Raw genomic sequence first — 20,504 nt, 5'->3', positions numbered from 1 at the left:
CAGGACAAATAACGCCATTGCTCGCTGGCAACATGATGCAAATGTCTCCCGATTGCTACCTGTAATCTAATCGATTCTGGCAGTTTGATAAAAAGGCAATGAACTCCTCTGGCTACAACCCCTAATAGTTGTTTTAAGGCGGTTTTGAGATCCTTGAATTTAGATATACCTTATGACTTGTTAGATGCCAAAATGATAAATAGATATTGCAAATGTCTCAATGCTTGTAAAAATGGTCGAAAGAATAATCTTCCGACCATGATTATGTATGTCTCGGCCTGTTTCAATGCTGAGATAAGAAATTATGCGGTTGCAACCTTTGTATTTGAGCTACTAACAATCAATTGTTCCCGCAGTTTCCAGATCTCTTTTATCTTCCTGCCAGCTTCTTCCGGCGATATACGTATGTATTTGTAAAAGTCTTTCACACTTTTATGTCCGCTTATTTTCATAATCAACTCTACAGGCGTACCTGCTAAGAACTCATTTGTGCAGAACGAACGACGGCAGGTGTGTGAAGTAGCCCACGCATACTTAGGCTTAACCTCAACTACATTTTTATTGAGCTTCTTATGGGAATGCTTTACAAGATCACATATACCAGCCAACTTTGTAATGAGCTTGATGTTCTTATTAAACTCACCGTTATCACTGGTAACAATACCTTTATTAAAACGCTCTTGCAAAATAGTAAGCGCTTCCGGCCGTAACGGAATTACTACCCAGTGTTCTGATTTCTGCTGCTTTTTGTGCAACATATCATCGCGTAAATCATAGACATCTAATTTAGAGAAGTCAGAAAAACGCAGCCCTGTTAAGCAACCTAGTACCGTGTCGTTCCTGTCGTCAATCAGTTCGGGAAAGTTGGATAAATCTACGTCTGTAATCTTCCTGATTTCCTCTTCTGAAAAATAAATAGCATCCACTTCTTCTTCCAGTATAGTCCAGCCTTCCATATCAATAGGGGGGATAATCCTTTTACGCATACGGTTACGCAGGAAAGTGCGGAACTGTTTAATGGTTTTGCCTACAGTATTAACCTTCAAACCTACAATCTGCGTTTTTCGGCGCTTATGTACATAGTCGTAGGTAAGGAAGTCCACAAACTCTTCATAAAAAGTTAAGTCCAGGCAGCTAAAAGTAATAGGCTTCTTTCTGAACTGCTCAAACTCCTTTAAGTGATCGCGCATATTGGCGTAGATGCGCGGCATATCCTTGCAGGTTTTCTTCTCTTTGGATTTGATATAGTCATTAATCTGATAGTATATGTCCAAAGGATTAACAGGCTTAGGCTTGTCCTGATTTTTATCCGGTTTAACGGCTTCTTCTTTTGCAGCCAGAAGAGTAGTAGCGTCCAATATTTTCGTGTCTATATCAGGCTTGTAAGCCGCTTTTACAAATTCAAGCGGGTGTATGTTTTGCTCTGTAGCAAAATCAATGAGATCTTCTACGGCACGCATCTGCTTTTTAATCCTGGTGTTTAGTGCTTCATAGCTGCCGTACTCTGGTGGTAGTTCGGCGGTAATACGGCATAGCCTTTTATGCCAGTACTTCATAGGAACATAGATTTCGGTGTTTAACACTGTCCTTTGATCGGTTCGGTAGCAGTACTGAATACAGATAGGGTTGGTGCCATCTTTTCTAGCTCTACGATCACAGATCGCCTTAACTGGTAACATACATTGTAAGTTGTGACAAGTGATCGACAAGGGTGTTTTAGTTCTTGTTGGGATTCGATGTAAAAGTCTGTCGATTAGTTGTCGATCATTTTGTCGATTAGCTACCGAGCGACTAAAACATGACTAACAAAATTTAAACTTTTGTCGATTTTTTTGTCGATTAAAGTAATGTCTGCTTCTTTGTAAAGGTAAAATTGAACAGCTCGGTTCGGTGTTGCAAAATCCTCAAAAACAACACGTTAAGTGTTAAGATAGGTAAGAATAGAAAAAGGTTACATTGCTGTAACCTTTTCTCCCGGAGGTCCCGAGCGGATTCGAACCGCTGTGGAAGCTTTTGCAGAGCTCTGCCTAGCCTCTCGGCCACAGGACCCTTTGTGTTATTTGGGATGGCAAAAATAGGGGAAAGTGTTGAATTACAAAATATTATTCCAAAAATCTTTAAAAGATTTTGAATGAGACGGTTATACCAATCTATTCCTCTATTCCATCATCCTTTTTTCTATAAAAAGAATGACGGTAAGGGGGGCTATCGCCCCCGGATAATGTCAATAATCACTGTTCTGTTATAAAAGCGCTCTTCCGGTAACTGGTTACCGAATGGCGACATGATTTTGTCCTGCCCAAACCCATAGTACTCGAATTTTACGCCTTTTCGTCCCTTGGCGGTTAATGCGGATTCTAATATCTGCCGTGCTTCCCGAACGCGGTTGTTGGATAAAGAACGGTTCTGGTTTTCATTGCCAATGATATCGGCGTGTCCGTGAATGATTACTGTAGAGCTATCTGTAACCTGCGGGGCCACCATGTCTTCCAGGAATTTTTGATTAGCGGTAATGGTTTTGGAGCTGTTAAAGTCGAACAATACGGCGTAGTGTGTTCCGGCCGTTGAGGTGAAGTTGGAGGTAAGGTTCAGCAGAATGGTTTTGTGTATCACCTGGCTGTCGCCAAACATTCCACTCATTTCCACGGTGTATACAGTTTGTTGGGCGCTCGCTGTTAGAACTGACACCGGTAATTGTATCACGGTCACCATTGGACAAAATGGATATATTAACGCCATGAGCATTTTTGTAATCTGCCACAAGCTGGTAATTGGTGATGATTGTGTAATATCCTGGAATTGCCAGTTCCTGGATGAAGACTTTCATTCCATCACTTACGAAGGCAAACAAAATAAGCCGGCAGAAATTATCATTGGCAATCATGTATGGGTTGGATGTGATGTGAAAATTTATAAAGGCACCGTGATACCCTCTGGTTGTGTTATTGCCGCAGGCTCTATTGTACGTGGCGTGTTTACGCAGGAAAATTCCCTGATAGGGGGCAACCCGGCAAAAAACATTAAACCGGCCATTAGCTGGGCGTAGGATTCACTGCTTTACAGGTCTTCCAGTGCTATCAGGCGTTTGTGTTTCCTGTTTTTAAAGCAGGAGGGAGTTACACCCGTTACTTTTTTAAACTGGTTAGACAAGTGTGCTACACTGCTGTAGTGCAGTTTTGCTGCAATCATGGTCAGGCTCATTTCATTGTATATCAGCAGTTCTTTTACCCGCTCTATTTTATGTGCCATCATGAAATTACCAATGGTAACACCCTCCATTTCCGAGAACAGGGTAGAGAGGTAATTGTAGTCATAATGAAGCTTATTGCTTAAGTAGGCCGAAAAGTTATTTACAGGAGGCTCTTCACTGTAATGGATCATTTCAATGATCACATTTTTAATTCTTTCAATGAGAATGCCTTTTCTGTCTTCCAGCAACTCCAGGCCCGATTTAGACAAGTTGGTGGACAGCTCTATCATTTGCCGGGCCGACAATTCTTCCTGTATAAGCACTTCGCCCAATCCTAATTCGCTAAAATGTATGTGCAGATTTTCTAATTCAGCCTTAACAATCAGTTTGCACCTGAGGCTTACCATGTTCTTTATCACTAGTTTCATTTTGCACAGCGCATATAAGGTATATAATGCAGGGGGAGATCACTTAAAGATATATATTATTGTAAAGTATTTATTTAAATATTTAAGTATTTGTTTGCATAGACAGCATGTTTTCTTGTAATGATGTTATAGTGAGCGAATTGCATGGAAAGCGTCAGGCTGTTAGGGCAATGCGTTACGGTAACTTTTATTTTTATACATACCGCTTTCCGGAATGCCCTTTAGAATACCCATTTTGCTATACATGGGTATTAATAGTAATGGTTGTTGCCACACTGTTTAAGATATAGGCACGGAATGATTTTACAGGCTATACTATTATCAAATTAAATTAATTACATTATGGAACAAGTAGATAGTGGAGCACATTCAAAGCTGGAAGTTTTTTTTATTACGATGTTACAGGAAATGTATTGGAGCGAAACGCATTTGCTGTCTGTGCTGGCAACCATGCGTGATGAAGCCACTACGGATACTTTAAAAGAGTGTTTTTCCACACATCGTCATCAAACGAATAACCATATACAGCGCCTGGACGAAGTTTTTCATTTACTGCAACTATCCCCTGAGCCAAAGCCCTGTATTGGGCTGCAAGGCATATTTGACGAGGGCTGGCAGGTGATAGATGAAACTGAATCCGGAACTGCGCAGCGTGACGTGGCATTGATTATTGCTGCCCAAAAAGTAGAACACTACGAGATGGCGTGTTACGGTAGCCTGGCGCAACTGGCCCGAACATTAGACAAGGAAGAGCTTGCCGGCTTGTTGGAAGATACATTGGAGGAAGAAAAGGATGCAGATTCCCTTTTAACGGATATAGCAGAAGAAGGTATTAACTACCAGGCTAGTAAAGAGCCTGTTGCAACATCAGAAAACACTATCTATCCCGAAAACAATCAATAGCATGTATCCTGTATGTAAAAGCAAGTAAAGGCGGCATAATTGTCGCCTTTACTTGCTTTCATTATTTCAATGTGCATCTATGCTTAAAAAGTATCCCTTCTATCTCAAAAGCACTGTTGTCCTTTTTGGGCTTATTCTGCTTACCTATGCTCTTTTTCATTTGGCTGACACATTAATCCCGCTTGCTTTTTCTGTGATGCTGGCTATACTGTTAAATCCACTGACCAATTTCCTGGTAAAAAAAGGGCATTTCCCTCATGTTGTAAGTATTAGCGTGGCGGTATTAGTTGCTATGCTCATTCTTATTGGTATAGGTCTGCTGCTTGTGATGGAGGTGAGAGGTTTCAGCGACCAGCTTCCCATTTTTCAAAAAAAGCTGGCTGAAATGGGCAGTAAGGCGCAGGCGTTCATGCAACAACACCTGGGTATGGATAGAAATCAACAGCAACAATATCTCCATGAAGGAAAAACTGCTTTAAAACCGCTATTAGCCGCTACTGCATCATCTGCACTCGGTGGGTTTGCGGGTTTTGTGCTGCTGCCTATTTACACTTTTCTGTTTCTCTTTTATAAAGCCCTGCTACTTAATTTCCTGTACGAAGTTTTTGCGGAAGAAAATGAGAGCAGTGTTCGTAAAATATTGACAGAAACCAAAAGTGCCATCCAACAGTATATGTTTGGCCTTTTACTGGAGGCAATTATTGTAGCCACTCTTAACTCTGTGGCGCTTTTGATACTGGGTGTTAAATACGCAGTACTTCTGGGGGTTATGGGGGCACTATTGAATGTTATTCCTTTTATTGGTGGTATTCTGGCTGTTTTAATACCTGTTGTTATTGCTACCTTAACCCAAAGCGGTATACACACGCAAGTTGCCATCTGTATTGCCTATGCTATTATTCAGTTTACCGATAACCACTTTCTTATTCCCTATGTGGTTTCTTCTAAAGTCAAGATCAATGCCCTTGTATCCATAATCATCGTTTTTTTGGGTGGCTCTCTTTGGGGTGTATCAGGCATGTTCCTGTCTATCCCGTTCACGGGCGTATTGAAAATTATTTTTGACCGCGTTCCGGACCTCAAACCCTGGGGTAAACTTCTTGGAACAGAAGTGCCTACCCAACATAAAGGACAGTTTCGACAGATCAGTCGCAGAATAGGCAAATCCTTAAGCGGCAAAAAAAATTAGTTGATCGTTTTTTGTACTTTATATATTGAAAGATTTTATTGAGAAAATTAACTATTTCCAACATCCGGTGTTGAGAAGGAGGTGTTGGTGTGCTCAAATTTTATTCATGATGATTACTAACGTATTATTAGTGGAAGATGATCCGGAAGATTTAATGATTTTGAAGGAAATGATACAGACGCTGCTTCCAGAGATTGAATGCTACCTGGCCAAAAATGGAATTGAGGCATTGCATATTTGCCGGTCTTTGTCTGTAGACCTGGTTATTTCCGATATAAATATGCCCGTAATGGACGGCAAAGAATTGGTTACCATCATTAGAAAAGAAATAAGCCGTCATTTACCGGTTATTCTTGTTTCCACATCCAAGTGGGAAGAGGCTGAAGTATTATCCCTGGGAGCTACTTATTTCTTTGTGAAAGGATATTCATTCCAGGAATCTTTGAATAAACTGGAATACGCGTTGTCGGTATACGCGAAATAGCTTTTTATATATCGGCTTTTACCTGGTTGCAAAATAATCCAGCATATTAGGTAAATCTTCCATTGTACCACCAACAGAGGGCTGATTACTTTAGTACACTGTTATTTTCTATAGCCATCCGGAGGGCTGCGGAAATAACAGTATTGCCAATGAAATCATAATCTAACAGTGTAATCAATGAAAACCAAACGATTGCTATTAGCCATAGGGCTATGGCCATGCCTTGTGCTTACTGCAACAGCACAATCTCCTGTAGTAAAAATTGATTTTGATCAGGCCGGAAGGGCCACCGCAGAAGTTACGGAACCGGGTTATACCGCCTGGGTAGTACCCGAGGCCGTTACAGACTCACTTACGGTGAACGGCATAAAACTGGTGCTCAAAAAAGGAACCGCAGGCACCAGCCTGGGAACAGACTGGTATAAAGCCGGTATACAATCGCCCAGCTATGCCAGGCTGGTATGTGATGGTGTTACGGTGAAAGATGGCAATGCAGGGGGAGAGATAGAGCTGCGTATAAAAGGGTTGCCGGCTGGTCAGCACACCTTGCTTACCTATCACAACAACGTACAGGCGCCTGCCAACACCTTCAGTCCGATAGATATTCTGGTGAACGGAGTATTGGTTACCAATAACCTGGTGCCTACCAACCGGGCGCTGCTAACGGCAGATGCGCGTATTTCCTATCTTACCATTACAGCACAGGCCAATACAGATGTAGTGGTTTTATTCAGAAGTGAAACCACCGGGTCTGAAACCATTAAAAATGTTATTATCAATGGACTGGAGTTAAATACCCCCAATGCTACACAACAGGCCAGACTACCGGTGCCCGGCCACCAGAACGAACATGTAGAAGCACCATCGAACAATTTTACCCTGGGCTGGACATCAGGCCCCGGAACGCCTACGCACCAGGTATATTTTGGTACAGACTCTGCAGCTGTAGCCAATGCCACTACTACCTCGCCGCTGTATAAAGGCTGTAAAGCCAATGCCGTTACCACGCATGCCATAACGGGCCTGTACAGTATGCTTACCTATTACTGGCGGGTAGATGAAGTGCTAGGTTCGGTAGTGACCAAAGGCAATGTGTGGATGTTTCGCACAGCGCAGAAAGCTTTTCCGGACGCGGAGGGCTATGGCCGTTATGCACGTGGCGGCAGGGGCGGAAAAGTAGTGGAAGTAACCAACCTGAATGATGATGGTCCCGGCAGCCTGCGTGCCGCTGTTACCAACGACATAGGCCCCCGAACCATTGTGTTTACCGTGTCGGGGGTTATTACGCTCAGCTCCAGACTGGTATTGAGTCAGCCCTATGTAACGGTAGCAGGGCAAACCGCGCCGGGTAAGGGTATTTGTATACGGGCGGCTCCTTTTGGCATTACGGGTAATGATGCGGTGGTAAGGCATATGCGCCTGCGTTTAGGCAAAGGAACTACGTATGATGGAATGGGGTTAACGGGCGCTAATTACAGCATTATGGATCATTGTTCTATCAGCTGGACTATTGATGAAGCTTTCAGCTCGCGCAATGCCCGCAATATTACCCTGCAGCGTACGCTTATTTCAGAAGCACTGAATGCAGCGGGGCACCAGAACTATCCGGCTGGTACCGAACATGGCTATGCGGCCACCATAGGTGGCGATACGGGTAGCTTTCACCATAACCTGCTGGCACATTGTTACGGCCGTAACTGGAGCCTGGGAGGAGGGTTGGATGGCAACGGGTATTATGCCGGCCGCCTGGATATTACCAACAATGTAGTATACAATTGGGGCTCCCGCTCAACTGATGGCGGTGCTAATAAGGTAAACTTTGTCAATAACTATTATAAGCCCGGTGCAGGAACCACTTATTTCAAAGCGCTGAATGCACAGCATGAAGCGGTGGGGCTGGGTATGCAGCAGTATTACTTCGCCGGCAACGTCATGCCCGGATATTTTGATGAAAACAGTCAAAGCAACGGCCGGGTGGCCAGTGGGGAATCTGTATCGTATACTACCTTTCTCAGCAGTGCTTTTTTCCCTTCCTATGTAACCACGCAAACAGCCAAAACAGCGTATAAGCAGGTGTTGTCGGATGTGGGCTGCTCGCTGCCTGTATTGGACGATCACGATGTACGTATAGTGAATGAGGCTTTGAACGGAACGTACACTTATACCGGCAGTGTTACCGGTAAAAAAGGCTTTCCTGATGATGAGAATGATGTTGGCGGCTATGAAAGCTATCCCACCGTACAACGCGCTTCGGGCTGGGATAGCGATCATGACGGTTTACCCAACTGGTGGGAAAGCCTGAAGGGAACCAATGTGAATTCAGCCGCCGGCGATTTTTCAGATGCCAATGCGGATGCCGATGGTGATGGATATACACAGCTGGATGATTACCTGCAATGGATGGCAACGCCACATTACAATGCCGTGAACAGTGCACCGGTGGCTGTTACGTTAAATCAGCTGGCAAAAGGGTTTACGGCATCACCTTCCTATACAGTGTCTGGTGCAGTCAATGGCGCTGTTACACTGGCTTCGGGGGTAGCTACCTTTACGCCGTCTGCTTTAGGGCTGGGCGCCTTTTCTTTTACGGTAACAGATGCAGAAGGGGCTACCATGACGCGCAAAATAAATATATTGAACACTGCCACTGCGGTAAGTCTGGCAGCTGCACAGCCGGTGAAAACAGAAGAGACAGAAACCGGCTTCCTGGTATGGCCGGTACCTAACCAGGGCCACTTTTCTGCGTTGCTGCAAAATGTACAACAGGCTTGTAAATTGTTTATATATGATGCTGCCGGTAAACTGGTAGAAAGCCGTTCCATTGCACCAAACCAACAGGAGTCATTACACCTGAAAGGTCGTGGTATGTACGTGCTGAAAGTGGCAAGTGCTGCGGGGGATACTATTTTGTTTACCCGTAAGGTATTGGTACAGTAAAAGTTACTGAAAAACGCAAAGAGGGCTGCATCTGTCAGCCCTCTTTGCTATTAGAATATAGCCGGTTAAAACCATATATACAGGGGATGTACCATGCCAGGTGCATCCCCTGTGTTATTCCGGGCCTTCCAGTTTTCGTTTTAATCGTCCATAAAATATCCGGGATCATCCCTTTACCAGTCAATTACCAAATTTTGAACCTTTTCCATTAAAAAACGGACATGCTCTTCTCCAACTTGCTGTAAGTTTAACTAAGGGCTTTTGATACCACTAATTACTGCCAACCGATTGCACCCATATTAACCAAACCATGAATACACTTACTATTCAGCTGCTACCGCATTGCCTGTTATGTAAGCTGGCACCACCACTTGCAGGCAATAACATTACTATTCCCTTCCTTATGGCCAATCCTGCAACAGGCCCACCTTATGTCTGTAGAATTAATACCTGGCATATGGCCATAATGTAAAAAAAGCAGAATACTTATTTAATAATTATATATAAGCCTATTTATGAAAACATTATTACTTACCATATTATTCATATTCTTATACTTATCAGCAAGTACCGTAGCCATTGCACAGGATGGTTATTGTATGATAAACGGAACTACCACCGGCGGTGCCGGCGGCACTACGGTTACGGTAACCAATGCCACAAATTTAATAACCTACGCTACATCTTCCAGTGCTTATATTATCAGGGTTTCAGGCACCATAACGTTAAGCAACAGGCTTGATGTGGCAGCGAATAAAACCATTGAGGGGGTTAATACCAGTTCTACCATTAACGGAAATATAAGCGTAGGCGTAAACAATGTGATTATCAGGAACCTGAATTTTACCAATCCTTCGGGAACCGGGTTAAGCGATGGTATTAGTATCTGGGGAGGCACGCATGTATGGGTTGATCATGTGTCATTTGTTGACTGCGCGGATGGCTCTTGCGATATAAACCACCTGGCAGACTATGTTACTGTTTCCTGGTGTAAATTCTCTTATCCCACCCAGGTGGATCATAGGTTCCCCATGATACTTGGCGGTGATCCCTATGATGCTCCCGGCAGTAATTTACATGTGTCACTGCACCATAACTGGTTTGCTGAACGATGCGATCAGCGAATGCCCTCCGGAAGTTACAGTAATGCCCATGTATATAACAACTACTTTAGCTGCGCCGGTAATTCTTATTGTACCAATGCACGTATAGGAACGCATTGGCTGGTTCAGAATAATTATTACAATGGCGTGGATGATCCATGCAATTACCAGGATGGGGGAATCATGCAAATATCAGGCAATACCTATTCTAATTGCACCGGAAATCAATTTACAGCAAGCAGTGGCACTGTAACCGTTCCGTATTCCTATGCTCTTACTACCACCAGCAGTGTGCCCGGGGTGGTTACAGGTGGGGCAGGTAATGTTATTGCAGTACCTGATAGCAGAAGCGCCTTTTTAACCATACAAGCCGAATCGTATAACAGCATGTCGGGCGTGCAAACGGAAACCTGTAGCGAAGGCGGTCTGGATGTTAGTTACATTGACAATAGTGACTGGATACGTTTTGCATCGGTAGATTTTGGCACAGGTGCTACCGGCGTATCTGCACGTGTTGCCAGCAATACGGCGGGGGGAACTATAAAGTTCAGGATTGATGCTGCCGGCGGTACGCAAATCGGTGCCCTCAATGTGGCCAATACGGGCGGCTGGCAAAACTGGGTAACCTTAACGGGTAGTGTAAGTGGGGTAACTGGCGTGCACGATCTGTATCTTTCGTTCTCTGGTGGTACCGGTTATCTGTTTAATCTGAATCATTTTGTGTTTACAGCCGGAACCGCACGAATGGCTGTGAGCGACTCTGTGGCATCAAAGGAGGACATCACAATTCAGTTGTCTCCCAACCCGGCTGATAATGTGTTGAATATTATAACGAGTCAAAAAATAGAGCAGGGGGCCAATGTTTTTATCTATGATAATATAGGAAGACTAGTGCTTCAATCCAGATTGGGCAGTAACAATACCGCCGTTAATGTGGCAGGTTTTACCCCTGGCGTTTACACCATCCAATTCATCAATGGCCGCCATGTTTTCACTAAAAGATTCCTGAAAAAATAAACTGGCAGCCTGCCTGATTTATAATGGTTCACAATCCAACATCTCAGTTATGAAAAAGTTACTATTGTTTTTATACCTGCTACTGGCATCATTTATCAGCACACATGCACAATATAATATTATTGTGGCGCAAGATGGCTCCGGTAATTATACCACAGTTCAGGCAGCGTTTAATGCCGTAGCATCCAACAGTTCATCACGTACCATCATTTATATTAAAAATGGCACCTATACCGAGCATCTTACTGTTCCCAGTGGAAAGAACAATATAACGGTTATCGGAGAAAGCAGGGATGGGGTTATCCTGTCCTATAATCTCTATGCCAATACGATTAATGCGGCAACGGGCTCTACGTGGGGCTTCGATTGTGCCTCCCTTATTATCAGAGGATCGGGTTTTTACGCCACCAAAATTACTATCAGGAATAATGCGGGTACTGCTGCGCAGGCATTGGCAGTTAATATCCAGGGCGACAAAACCATTTTCAATGATTGCCGGTTCCTGGCCCGTCAGGACACCTGGTATGGTGGCAATGTTCGGGTATATTCCAAAAATTGCTACATAGAAGGTACCACAGATTTCATTTATGGAGCAGCTACCGCTTTCTTCGAAGGTTGCTCGTTGTACAGCTATGGGGGTACGTCAATCACAGCAGCTTCTACAGAAAGCTATATGCCCTATGGTCTGGTATTCAATAATTGCAATATCACCGGCGCCTCCTCCAATATCACAGATCTTGGCCGTCCCTGGAGAGCGTATGCAGCTGTATGTTTTATGAATACGAGCATGACCAATTGCATCAAGGCTGCCGGCTGGAACGATTGGGGCAATGCTGCTAATCAATCCACAGCGCGGTTCAGAGAATACAACAACAGTGGTGCGGGAGCAGCAACAGGCGGCAGGGTAAGCTGGATGCAATTTCTTTCGGCTTCAGAGGCTGCCAGCTACAATTATTTAAATGTGCTCAAAAACACCTATTCCAGTTCGCCAACCACCGACAACTGGAATCCGGTAGCCACCATTAATGCCACACCTGCGGGCGGCGCTGTAAGCAGCAGAAGTGCGTTTTCTACTATCCAGGCCGAAGACTATAACAGCATGCAGGGCGTGCAAACGGAAACCTGCAGCGAAGGGGGCCTTGATGTCAGTTACGTTGATAATAGCGACTGGATACGTTTTGCCGGGGTAAATTTTGGTACCGGCGCCACCGGTGTTTCGGCGCGCGTTGCCAGCAATACTACAGGGGGAACTATAAAATTCAGGATTGACGCTGCCGGTGGTACGCAAATCGGTGCACTCAATGTGGCCAATACGGGAGGCTGGCAAAGCTGGGTAACCTTAACAGGTAGTGTAAGCGGTGTAAGTGGAGTGCATGATCTGTATCTTTCGTTTTCCGGTGGTACCGGCTATCTGTTTAATTTGAATCATTTTGTGTTTACAGCCGGAACCGCACGCATTGCTGCGAGCGACTCAGCTGAATTAAAAGTATCCACTGAAGAAAATGAGGTTCAGTTGTTCCCTAATCCTTCCAGTGATTTTGTGACTATTAAAACGGGGGAGTACAAAAATGCGAAAGTGTTGGTCTATGATAACTCCGGAAGACTGGTGTCGACTTCTGCATTTTCCGGTAACCAAACCAAGGTGAGTGTTAGCGGCTTTGCACCGGGCATTTACATCATAAAATTTAATAACGGCCGGAAAATTATCACCAGGAAATTCCTGAAGCAATAGAAAGGGATCAGTTAACAAAGAGTCGTCCTTCCAATGGCGACTCTTTTATAAAGGTTACAAACATTTCCCAATGGCCTCTTACAACCTATAAGAAGCCATTGGGTTTATTTGTGGTACAACTGGATGGTGTAAGCTTGCCTAATCCAGGCCCCATTGTTGTAAAAGAGCGATGGTGAATACTTTTCTGGTGTTGGCATCAAGTAGTTTATTTCGTGCTGCTTTCCAGGCGGTGGCATCTGCACCGTACATATTGTTAATCCTTGCGGGCGATAGCTCCAATATTTTACCCCAATGAAAAGTGAAGGGAATATGATGGTCTTCCAGTAGCTTCCATATCTGGGTGTAAAATTTGTACACTTTATCGGATTTTGCCGCGTCCAGCTCCATTACGCAGGTTTGATCGAATTTGGTAAACCCCAGGGTGGCTTTCGATTTTTTTACAAACCGGAAGGAGAGCAGACCAGCAAAGGGGCCTATGCTTTCATTCGCTTTCAGTATCAGGTCTGCCACCTGGTTAATGTGGCTGATAGGAAAACCAATAGCCGCGCTTAATAGCTGGCCACGCAGGGTAGTATTGTTGAAAATTTCCCCGACAGTGCCTGTTTGAGGGATAGGCTTGCCGTTGGTGTCTGTTTTGCTTACGGTAAGGCTGGCACCTAATAATTTATTGACCAGTGTGGGTACCATTGCCGGATTAGCATCCGTTACCAGGCCTATAAAAGCAGGGGCATCATCGCCCGGGCCAATGCCGGCCGGGTTATGTGTGGGAGCAGGATAGCCCTGTACATAAGGACGCTTGTACATAGTGGTTACATAAGCGCCTTTAGCCATATCGTAGGGATTCAGCAGTACAGAAAAGTGGTAGGGGCGTTCGTTGCCATGCGGCAATCCGGCTTTTTGAAAGTTAAGCGTTTGCATAATCTCTTTCAGCACTTTTCCTTTATCTGTATTATCATAAGGCAGGCGTTGCATGTAGGTTTCCAGCAGGAATACTTTTTCTGTTTCTATCATCACGCCATGTATAATACCAAAGCTGCCGAAGCTAACCAGGGCAGCATTAAACAGCGCGTCATCTAAAATATGTTCCGCCTGAATGTTTTGTATAAACTGGTTGGATACTATCGGGTCTGTAGCACGCTCCAGGTACACATGCCGGTTGGCTCCTACAATGAGATGTAGCCCCACTACGAATTCCGGAATGGCGCCAAAATCAAATGCCGAGCCATGTACGCCTGTGCTGATAGCGCCGGCAATGGTTTGTCCGTTGCTGGCTCCCGAGGTTTTTAGCGACTGGCCTTTTTGCAGCAGAAACTCGTCCAGTTCCTGTATACTCATACCGCTTTGCGCAAACACCAGAAATTCCGGGTCTTTGGTACATTTGTTGGCAACACTGTTTTTACTGATGTTAAAGCGGGTGTTCAGCGGTTTGGTATCCAGCATAACACCGTTGTTTACCGTGGCAATTTTTGTCCACGACCAGCCGGCACCCAATGAGCGCAAAGGGGTTTGGGTGGCTATGGCTTCGCCTATCATGTTTAAAAAGCCGCGGGTAGCATCGTTATAACTGCTCAACGCGTCCAGGTTGGCTTCATTGCCCAGTGTATACAGGTCTTTAATATTTTCAGTAAACGTATCGTGCCTGTTTGTCCACGTACGTTGCTTTTTCTTAATAATTTTCATAAGGTGTGCTATTACAGGTTTCCGGTTTTAGGACAGGGTTTACTGCATTTCCATTTTATGATAGCAGGATTGTAGATGCCGATAGTGATGCTACTTAGCAAATAGTGCCCAAAATTGCGCCTGATATATACTTCAGACATGCCGGGCGTTCCCAGCGAATCGCAAACAGGCGTGGTGATCACTTTGGGGTTTTGTACAATACCCCAGAATAAAGAGCTTACTTTTCGCTCTTCATATTCGGTTCCTTCCAGTTTTTGTGTTTGAACACGATAGGTGATACAGCTGCTGAAGCTAAGGGCAGCTGTTAGTACCATTGCGGGCACCAGGTAGCGGTGGCCACGGGCATTGATCAATGTAGCAGGCATGATTATTTGTTTTATGATGGCAGAGTAGAGGCTTAGTATGGGTGTTGTTTAATTTTGCTGATGTTGAATACTTCGGTTCGTAATATGGCGCTTTGGCAGCCAATAATAATAACAGCTGGCATGAGCTGAATGGCAATGTAGATCATCGTTTTCAATTGAGGTAGGAGTAAAATAATTACTATTGCTGATAAATACAAATAATTATTGCTGTTTCAACTCCGGACAGGCTGCTGCCTGGTGTTATACCGGGAGCGCTATTGCCTATAAATAATTTACATATATACCATTGTCAGGCAGGCAGACAGGAATCAACACAAACTACAGGCGATATATAAACATTCTCAAAACTTCAACGGGCACTTACAATTATTTCCTGCCGTCTGAGATTACCAGCCAGGAATCAGGTGTTTTTCTTGTATTCTAATGGGGAAATAGGGGGATTGTTCAGGAAGGAAGGGCAGAGGACGCGATGAAAAATTGGCTGAAAGCTGGTTTCACCGGTTGATAATTATAATATTGCTACGCTACTTTATCCAAATAACACTATCTTGTCCCCCTCTATAATAAATGCATGGTAATAATCAACAATTTCGAAGAGTATCAATTATATGTAGGCAAAGAGTTAGGACAATCTAACTGGCATACTATTGACCAGAATCAGATCAATAGATTTGCAGACGCTACATTAGACCATCAATGGATACATGTAGATGAAGAAAGAGCAGCAAAAGCAGAGCCCTTTAAATCAACCATCGCGCATGGTTATTTAACATTGTCATTAATTCCCCACCTGTGGAAGCAGATTGCTGATGTTCGCAATATTAAAATGGAAATCAACTATGGCATAGAGAATTTCAAGTTTGGCCAGGCTGTTTTAGTCAACAATGAAGTACAGCTTAAAGCTAAATTGAAATCGATCGTTAATTTAAGAGGCACCGTTAAAGTGGTGATTGAAGCCATACTGGATATAAAAGATCAGAAAAAACCAGCTTATACCGGTGATGTGATATTTCTGTATCATTTTGCCTAAAAAACTGGTGATCGCTTACTTTATCTGAACAATAACAGCGCAAATTATAAAGTGACCAATGCCTTCTTATTACATATAAGAAGGCATTGGTGTTATGGGTGGAACTGAAACCGGAATCTCCTGTTCATACTGCTGCAAGCATACACCAATAGCCTGAAATTATCTGCAACCTTGCATTTAGTGGTCTTAAAAACAAAGTAAGCAGGTCTTTAAAACAAAGCTCCCCCAAAGTGAGGTCTCTAATTTTGTTCCCTCAAACAATTAGAGACATGAAAGAAAATAATTACAACGGTACGCTGCAACATCCGTTGCATTCAGAATTTGGTGCTACTTCTACTACAAACGACATTATTAAGGGCATTCACCTGGCTGGCAAAAATGCCATTGTAACAGGCGGTTATAATGGCATTGGTTTGGAAACCGTAAAAGCCCTGGTAGCTGCCGGTGCAAACGTGGTTGTGCCGGCAAGAGACATGAATAAGGCTGGTGTTAACTTAAAGGATATACCTGAAGTGGAACTGGAAATGATGGATTTAATGAACCCGGATTCCATTCACACATTTGCTCAAAGGTATATAGCCACAGGCAAACCATTACATCTGCTGATTAACAATGCCGGTATTATGTGGAATCCGTTAACCAGGGATGCGAGAGGGTATGAATCTCAGTTTGCTACCAATCATTTAGGCCATTTTCAGTTAACAGCGGCACTATGGGAAGCTTTAGTAAAAGCATGCGGGGCAAGAGTGGTAAATGTGTCATCATCAGGGCATTATTTTTCACCCGTTCATTTCGAAGATGTAAATTATAATACAAGAACGTATAATAAATTTGAAGCGTACGGACAGTCTAAAACCGCCAATATTCTTTTTACTGTAGAGTTGGATAAGCGGGCGCAGGCATTGGGCATCAGATCTTTTTCTTTACATCCGGGTTTGATATTGGAAACTAACCTGGGCAGGCATCTCACGTTCGAAGATTATGTAGCCATAGGTGCTGTGGATGCTAATGGCAATCCCATCCCGGAAGCAGAAGCCGCATCAAAAAAGATACAAAAAACGATACAGCAAGGAGCGGCAACAACCATTTGGTGCGCCACAAGTGCTCAGTTGAAAAACCTGGGGGGCGTGTATTGCGAAAATGCTGATGTAGCTGCATATGACCCTGACTTTTATACCAGTGGTAAATGGGTGAATAATATGTTTGGGTTAAAAGGGGTAGCCCCTTTTGCAGTGGATGCAGAAGCTGCACAAAAACTATGGACATTGAGCGAAGAATTAACCGGAGTGAAATTCAATATTGCTTAAAAACGTGCAGGAGGTTGCCCATCATAGGCAACCTTCCTGTTTTCATTACCTGTGAAAAAATAGACTTTGTAAATTTGTAATATGGCTAAAAGAGAGTTTAATAGCAATGCCGAGATTGTTTTCACCTGCGGAGAAGCATTTCACTACAAAGGCGAAATGATGGTGGAAGAACACTGTCTTGTGCGTGTGTTGTCGGGCGAACTCAAAGTAATTCATGCTGATAAAACCTATGTTTTTGGTGCCGGAGAAACGCATTTGTTTCCGAGAAACCAATTGGCTACATTGGTTAAATATGAAAAAGAGGGGCTGCCCTACAAAGCCATTGTGGTAAAACTTTCCAATACTGATTTAAAAGATTATTACGCCCTGCATCCCTTTAAACCAACAATAGCGCTATCAGGAAAAATAGCCCGTTTTGGTAAATCCCCCTTACTGGATAGCTTTTTCCAATCACTGCTTCCTTACTTCGAGTTGAGTAATAAACTACCTGAAAACCTGTCTAAATTAAAGATCACCGAAGCCATTACTATTCTTCGTACCCTTGATAAGCATGTAGATGAAGTATTAGCTGACTTTTCAGAACCTGGAAAGGCGGAACTAACAGCGTTTATGGAGCGGAATTATATGTTTAATATGCCTATGGAGAAATTCAGCTATCTCACCGGAAGAAGCATTACCACCTTTAAACGTGATTTTAAAAAAGCATTTCATACCACTCCACAGAAATGGCTGATTCAAAAGCGATTGGAGCTGGCGCATCATTTATTAAAAGAGCAACGGCGAAAACCGGTAGATATTTATTATGAGACCGGCTTCGAAAATTTATCCCATTTTTCTTTTGCTTTCAAAAAACATTTTGGCTACGCGCCCACACAAATAGAAAATAAATAGTTTCTTCCTTATATTTGGCCTCCTCCATTATCCTTCCTGAATAACCACTGTTACCATACTTTAAAATTTATTTTATTATGTATACTAACATGGGTGAATTGGAGCAATATGACGGTGAAAATGAATCTGAGCTGATGAGTTCACCGGCATACAAAGAATATGCGAAAGCCTACAAAGGCCTGTTGCAATCGTTGCTGAACCTCAGGTTTTCCTGGGAAAAAGATCCGGAAGACTTTCTGGCATTAGTGCTGTTAACCTACAAAGCCATAACCAATGTAAAGCCCTGGTCTTTTACAGAACTTACAGAGGAAGATATAGCCCATGGTATTGTTTTGCCGGATATTAATATTGTGGCTGCCGTATTTGAAGAATGGATTCGTATAGACTACGGCGTATACCAAAATTTTCAGCAGTTAATGCAAAACGCCATTCCCTCAGATAAGATATTTAACGAAGAATTGCTGGTTTTGGCTGAAAGCAAACGTAACGATTTTGGAGCCATGCTGGAAACGAGTCATGGCGATGGGGCACATATGATTCACTCTCCGCTTTACGATACGCCGCATCCTATTAGCAAAATATGGGCAGAAGCTTTTACAGCTAAGCTGGCGAAGCGTATAAAGCTGTTTGATGATAGTCTGTGCGAAATTTTGCTGGGTCACGCCATTTATAAAGGCGCCTATATGGTTATTTAAACCTGGTCACTGTTACAATTCCATTTATTGTACCCTTTTAATCGATTGCATTGATTACTATGAACGAATTGCCGGGGCAGCCAACTGCCTTACCTCAACCGTCACAATTACTGGCGCTTAATAAGCTTACAAAGCTAATATATGAAATAACCAATCCTTCGCGTAGCGAATTACTTTTTGATGCCGGGATATTGGTAAATCATATTGGATCATTGGTAACAGAATCGATTCATCATATACATGCCTTGTGCCAGGAGTTAAAGCCCAATATGCATGAAAGTCTCACCAACCGGTGTGTGATAGTGGCCGACCTGGCAACGATGGTGAAACAATCGCCACAGCTAAAACGCTATCCTGAAACTACGGAGAAAGCTATTATAGAGGGATTGGAAAATTTATGCCTGGTATTTCACCGGCAGCTTTACCAACTATTTCCTTCTGATTATCAATTGCCACACAGCTACCTGAAAATGGAAGTGGCCAATGCCAACAGGCAGTATCAACGTTTACTATCGCAGTATCCTGAGAACAAGTTGTTGAAAGCTGTATTGCGACCAGTTAATAAGTTTGTGCATCATACAGCTGCTAACAATACCAAAAAGTGTATTGAATATAATAATACCCTGCTGGCTAATATTAAGCTATGGCAACGTAAGAATGGAACGCAGAACGATTTATATGAAATAGCGCTTGCCATGAACCTGAACTGCCCACGTTTTATGCATCATATGGCAAGCGAGGCCAGTTACACGTTACAATCGTTTGAAAAGAACGCTGACAAAAACGCCTATATTGAGCAGTTACAAAAATTATTTTTGCGTGCTTCCACCAGCACGCAATGGAGATCATCTGCCTACGGCGCTTACCTGCCGGATGTGCATCCTGTGGCTACGCAGGTGCAACAATGGTTGAGTAATCAATCTGACCTGGTAAAGCTGGATGCTCCGGAATCTGATGGGGCGCAGGTGAGTGAGCGGATAGAGATGCAGGTAGATGCTGCATTTTTCTGTTTTCTTTTCCGGATTATGATAATAGAAGGGCTAACTATACTTAAAAAATTTGCCCCAGTATTCCGTATTATCAGCCAGGTGATTTCTTTTAGTAAAACTGTTGAACCTACCAGTGCAAATTTGATAAAGCTTGCCAGCGGCCGTGTTAGCAATACCATGTTAGATAAATTAGAAACTTTTTTTAATAGATGCCAGCTGCGTGTAAAAAAAATAAGAAATAATGAAGGAAAATTTCCGGATGATGCGGCATAACACCAGGGGGCAACATTGCTATTACCTTATTGTATTGTAATTGTAAGATCAATTGAATCTGGTGAACTTATTATCGTAGTAGAAGAAAAAATCTCCATTTCTCCCACCTGCCGGCTTCTTCGTGCGTACTGCCGGGTCTTTCATCTGTTCGGATGAGTCATCCATCCGTACAGATGAACGTTCAGGAAGTACATTTCGCTTCTTTTTACTTACTTACTGCCTGGTGCTCAGTAACGCCTCATACTTCTATAGAACACATTTATCTTCATTTTGGGCACTCCGGTCTTTCAT

17 protein-coding genes and 1 tRNA gene are annotated in these 20,504 nt (G+C 43.4%); 12 read left to right on the top strand and 6 right to left on the bottom strand.

All coding sequences use genetic code 11. The annotated features are described in order from the left end of the window. Positions 1-302 precede the first annotated feature (302 nt). The 3 genes from FLA_RS13160 to FLA_RS13150 form a co-directional block, all read right to left on the bottom strand. The gene (locus FLA_RS13160) at positions 303-1,556 is read right to left on the bottom strand and encodes a phage integrase SAM-like domain-containing protein (protein WP_394337487.1); all 1,254 of its coding nucleotides are present in this window, start codon (positions 1,554-1,556) and stop codon (positions 303-305) included. Between the two features lie 422 nt (positions 1,557-1,978). Further along, positions 1,979-2,049: transfer RNA gene (locus FLA_RS13155), tRNA-Cys, on the bottom strand. A 156-nt stretch (positions 2,050-2,205) separates the two neighbouring features. Then, positions 2,206-2,640 carry an OmpA family protein gene (locus FLA_RS13150; protein ID WP_076381009.1) on the bottom strand — a complete coding sequence of 145 codons (435 nt, stop codon included), beginning with the start codon at positions 2,638-2,640 and terminating at the stop codon, positions 2,206-2,208. Positions 2,641-2,737: 97 nt separating this feature from the next. Here FLA_RS13150 and FLA_RS13145 point away from each other — a divergent pair, with 97 nt between their 5' ends. Continuing rightward, positions 2,738-3,046: an acyltransferase gene (locus tag FLA_RS13145; protein WP_076381008.1), complete on the top strand. Its 309-nt coding sequence runs from the start codon at positions 2,738-2,740 to the stop codon at positions 3,044-3,046. Positions 3,047-3,057: 11 nt separating this feature from the next. Here FLA_RS13145 and FLA_RS13140 read toward each other — a convergent pair whose 3' ends face one another. Beyond that, positions 3,058-3,618: a helix-turn-helix domain-containing protein gene (locus FLA_RS13140; RefSeq protein ID WP_076381007.1), complete on the bottom strand. Its 561-nt coding sequence runs from the start codon at positions 3,616-3,618 to the stop codon at positions 3,058-3,060. A gap of 342 nt (positions 3,619-3,960) precedes the next feature. Here FLA_RS13140 and FLA_RS13135 point away from each other — a divergent pair, with 342 nt between their 5' ends. The 6 genes from FLA_RS13135 to FLA_RS13110 all read left to right on the top strand — a co-directional run bounded on the left by FLA_RS13135 (position 3,961) and on the right by FLA_RS13110 (position 12,983). Next, positions 3,961-4,521 (top strand): YciE/YciF ferroxidase family protein, encoded by a 561-nt coding sequence (locus FLA_RS13135; protein ID WP_076381006.1) that lies wholly within the window; start codon positions 3,961-3,963, stop codon positions 4,519-4,521. A 79-nt stretch (positions 4,522-4,600) separates the two neighbouring features. Beyond that, entirely contained in the window at positions 4,601-5,710 is a 1,110-nt protein-coding gene (locus FLA_RS13130; protein WP_076381005.1) for an AI-2E family transporter, read from the top strand. A 106-nt stretch (positions 5,711-5,816) separates the two neighbouring features. Continuing rightward, entirely contained in the window at positions 5,817-6,194 is a 378-nt protein-coding gene (locus FLA_RS13125) for a response regulator (RefSeq protein ID WP_084206393.1), read from the top strand. Positions 6,195-6,371: 177 nt separating this feature from the next. After that, positions 6,372-9,131, top strand: coding sequence for a T9SS type A sorting domain-containing protein (locus FLA_RS13120; RefSeq protein WP_076381003.1), 2,760 nt, complete (start codon positions 6,372-6,374; stop codon positions 9,129-9,131). 515 nt (positions 9,132-9,646) lie between these two features. After that, positions 9,647-11,251: a carbohydrate-binding protein gene (locus FLA_RS13115; protein ID WP_076381002.1), complete on the top strand. Its 1,605-nt coding sequence runs from the start codon at positions 9,647-9,649 to the stop codon at positions 11,249-11,251. Positions 11,252-11,300: 49 nt separating this feature from the next. After that, positions 11,301-12,983 carry a pectinesterase family protein gene (locus FLA_RS13110; RefSeq protein WP_076381001.1) on the top strand — a complete coding sequence of 561 codons (1,683 nt, stop codon included), beginning with the start codon at positions 11,301-11,303 and terminating at the stop codon, positions 12,981-12,983. 138 nt (positions 12,984-13,121) lie between these two features. Here the strand turns inward: FLA_RS13110 and FLA_RS13105 are convergent, their stop codons facing one another. Both FLA_RS13105 and FLA_RS13100 read right to left on the bottom strand, forming a co-directional pair. Further along, positions 13,122-14,663, bottom strand: a complete 1,542-nt coding sequence (locus FLA_RS13105; RefSeq protein WP_076381000.1) for an FAD-binding protein — start codon at positions 14,661-14,663, stop codon at positions 13,122-13,124. Positions 14,664-14,674: 11 nt separating this feature from the next. Beyond that, on the bottom strand, positions 14,675-15,028 hold the full coding sequence (locus tag FLA_RS13100; RefSeq protein WP_084206392.1) for a Bor/Iss family lipoprotein: 354 nt from the start codon (positions 15,026-15,028) through the stop codon (positions 14,675-14,677). A gap of 571 nt (positions 15,029-15,599) precedes the next feature. Between FLA_RS13100 and FLA_RS13095 the strand changes: the two genes are divergently transcribed. The 5 genes from FLA_RS13095 to FLA_RS13075 all read left to right on the top strand — a co-directional run bounded on the left by FLA_RS13095 (position 15,600) and on the right by FLA_RS13075 (position 20,213). Then, entirely contained in the window at positions 15,600-16,058 is a 459-nt protein-coding gene (locus FLA_RS13095; protein WP_076380999.1) for a MaoC family dehydratase, read from the top strand. A gap of 269 nt (positions 16,059-16,327) precedes the next feature. Then, positions 16,328-17,365, top strand: a complete 1,038-nt coding sequence (locus FLA_RS13090) for an SDR family NAD(P)-dependent oxidoreductase (protein ID WP_076380998.1) — start codon at positions 16,328-16,330, stop codon at positions 17,363-17,365. An 81-nt stretch (positions 17,366-17,446) separates the two neighbouring features. Further along, the gene (locus FLA_RS13085; RefSeq protein WP_076380997.1) at positions 17,447-18,256 is read left to right on the top strand and encodes a helix-turn-helix domain-containing protein; all 810 of its coding nucleotides are present in this window, start codon (positions 17,447-17,449) and stop codon (positions 18,254-18,256) included. A 77-nt stretch (positions 18,257-18,333) separates the two neighbouring features. Continuing rightward, positions 18,334-18,951, top strand: a complete 618-nt coding sequence (locus FLA_RS13080; RefSeq protein ID WP_076380996.1) for a hypothetical protein — start codon at positions 18,334-18,336, stop codon at positions 18,949-18,951. A gap of 59 nt (positions 18,952-19,010) precedes the next feature. Beyond that, positions 19,011-20,213 (top strand): hypothetical protein, encoded by a 1,203-nt coding sequence (locus tag FLA_RS13075; RefSeq protein ID WP_096510988.1) that lies wholly within the window; start codon positions 19,011-19,013, stop codon positions 20,211-20,213. Positions 20,214-20,504 lie beyond the last annotated feature (291 nt).

Source organism: Filimonas lacunae (assembly GCF_002355595.1).
In the GTDB taxonomy this organism is placed as follows: domain Bacteria; phylum Bacteroidota; class Bacteroidia; order Chitinophagales; family Chitinophagaceae; genus Filimonas; species Filimonas lacunae.
This window is presented reverse-complemented; position numbering and strand designations above follow the sequence as displayed.

What these genes read in the sequence shown, in the direction of transcription:
- FLA_RS13075 (WP_096510988.1), top strand. Translation starts at nt 19,011, where the DNA reads ATGAACGAATTGCCGGGGCAGCCAACTGCCTTACCTCAACCGTCACAA.
- FLA_RS13145 (WP_076381008.1), top strand. Translation starts at nt 2,738, where the DNA reads ATGAGCATTTTTGTAATCTGCCACAAGCTGGTAATTGGTGATGATTGT.
- FLA_RS13090 (WP_076380998.1), top strand. Translation starts at nt 16,328, where the DNA reads ATGAAAGAAAATAATTACAACGGTACGCTGCAACATCCGTTGCATTCA.
- FLA_RS13125 (WP_084206393.1), top strand. Translation starts at nt 5,817, where the DNA reads ATGATGATTACTAACGTATTATTAGTGGAAGATGATCCGGAAGATTTA.
- FLA_RS13115 (WP_076381002.1), top strand. Translation starts at nt 9,647, where the DNA reads ATGAAAACATTATTACTTACCATATTATTCATATTCTTATACTTATCA.
- FLA_RS13135 (WP_076381006.1), top strand. Translation starts at nt 3,961, where the DNA reads ATGGAACAAGTAGATAGTGGAGCACATTCAAAGCTGGAAGTTTTTTTT.
- FLA_RS13105 (WP_076381000.1), bottom strand. Translation starts at nt 14,663, where the DNA reads ATGAAAATTATTAAGAAAAAGCAACGTACGTGGACAAACAGGCACGAT.
- FLA_RS13100 (WP_084206392.1), bottom strand. Translation starts at nt 15,028, where the DNA reads ATGCCTGCTACATTGATCAATGCCCGTGGCCACCGCTACCTGGTGCCC.
- FLA_RS13120 (WP_076381003.1), top strand. Translation starts at nt 6,372, where the DNA reads ATGAAAACCAAACGATTGCTATTAGCCATAGGGCTATGGCCATGCCTT.
- FLA_RS13140 (WP_076381007.1), bottom strand. Translation starts at nt 3,618, where the DNA reads ATGAAACTAGTGATAAAGAACATGGTAAGCCTCAGGTGCAAACTGATT.
- FLA_RS13130 (WP_076381005.1), top strand. Translation starts at nt 4,601, where the DNA reads ATGCTTAAAAAGTATCCCTTCTATCTCAAAAGCACTGTTGTCCTTTTT.
- FLA_RS13080 (WP_076380996.1), top strand. Translation starts at nt 18,334, where the DNA reads ATGTATACTAACATGGGTGAATTGGAGCAATATGACGGTGAAAATGAA.
- FLA_RS13110 (WP_076381001.1), top strand. Translation starts at nt 11,301, where the DNA reads ATGAAAAAGTTACTATTGTTTTTATACCTGCTACTGGCATCATTTATC.
- FLA_RS13160 (WP_394337487.1), bottom strand. Translation starts at nt 1,556, where the DNA reads ATGAAGTACTGGCATAAAAGGCTATGCCGTATTACCGCCGAACTACCA.
- FLA_RS13150 (WP_076381009.1), bottom strand. Translation starts at nt 2,640, where the DNA reads ATGAGTGGAATGTTTGGCGACAGCCAGGTGATACACAAAACCATTCTG.
- FLA_RS13085 (WP_076380997.1), top strand. Translation starts at nt 17,447, where the DNA reads ATGGCTAAAAGAGAGTTTAATAGCAATGCCGAGATTGTTTTCACCTGC.
- FLA_RS13095 (WP_076380999.1), top strand. Translation starts at nt 15,600, where the DNA reads ATGGTAATAATCAACAATTTCGAAGAGTATCAATTATATGTAGGCAAA.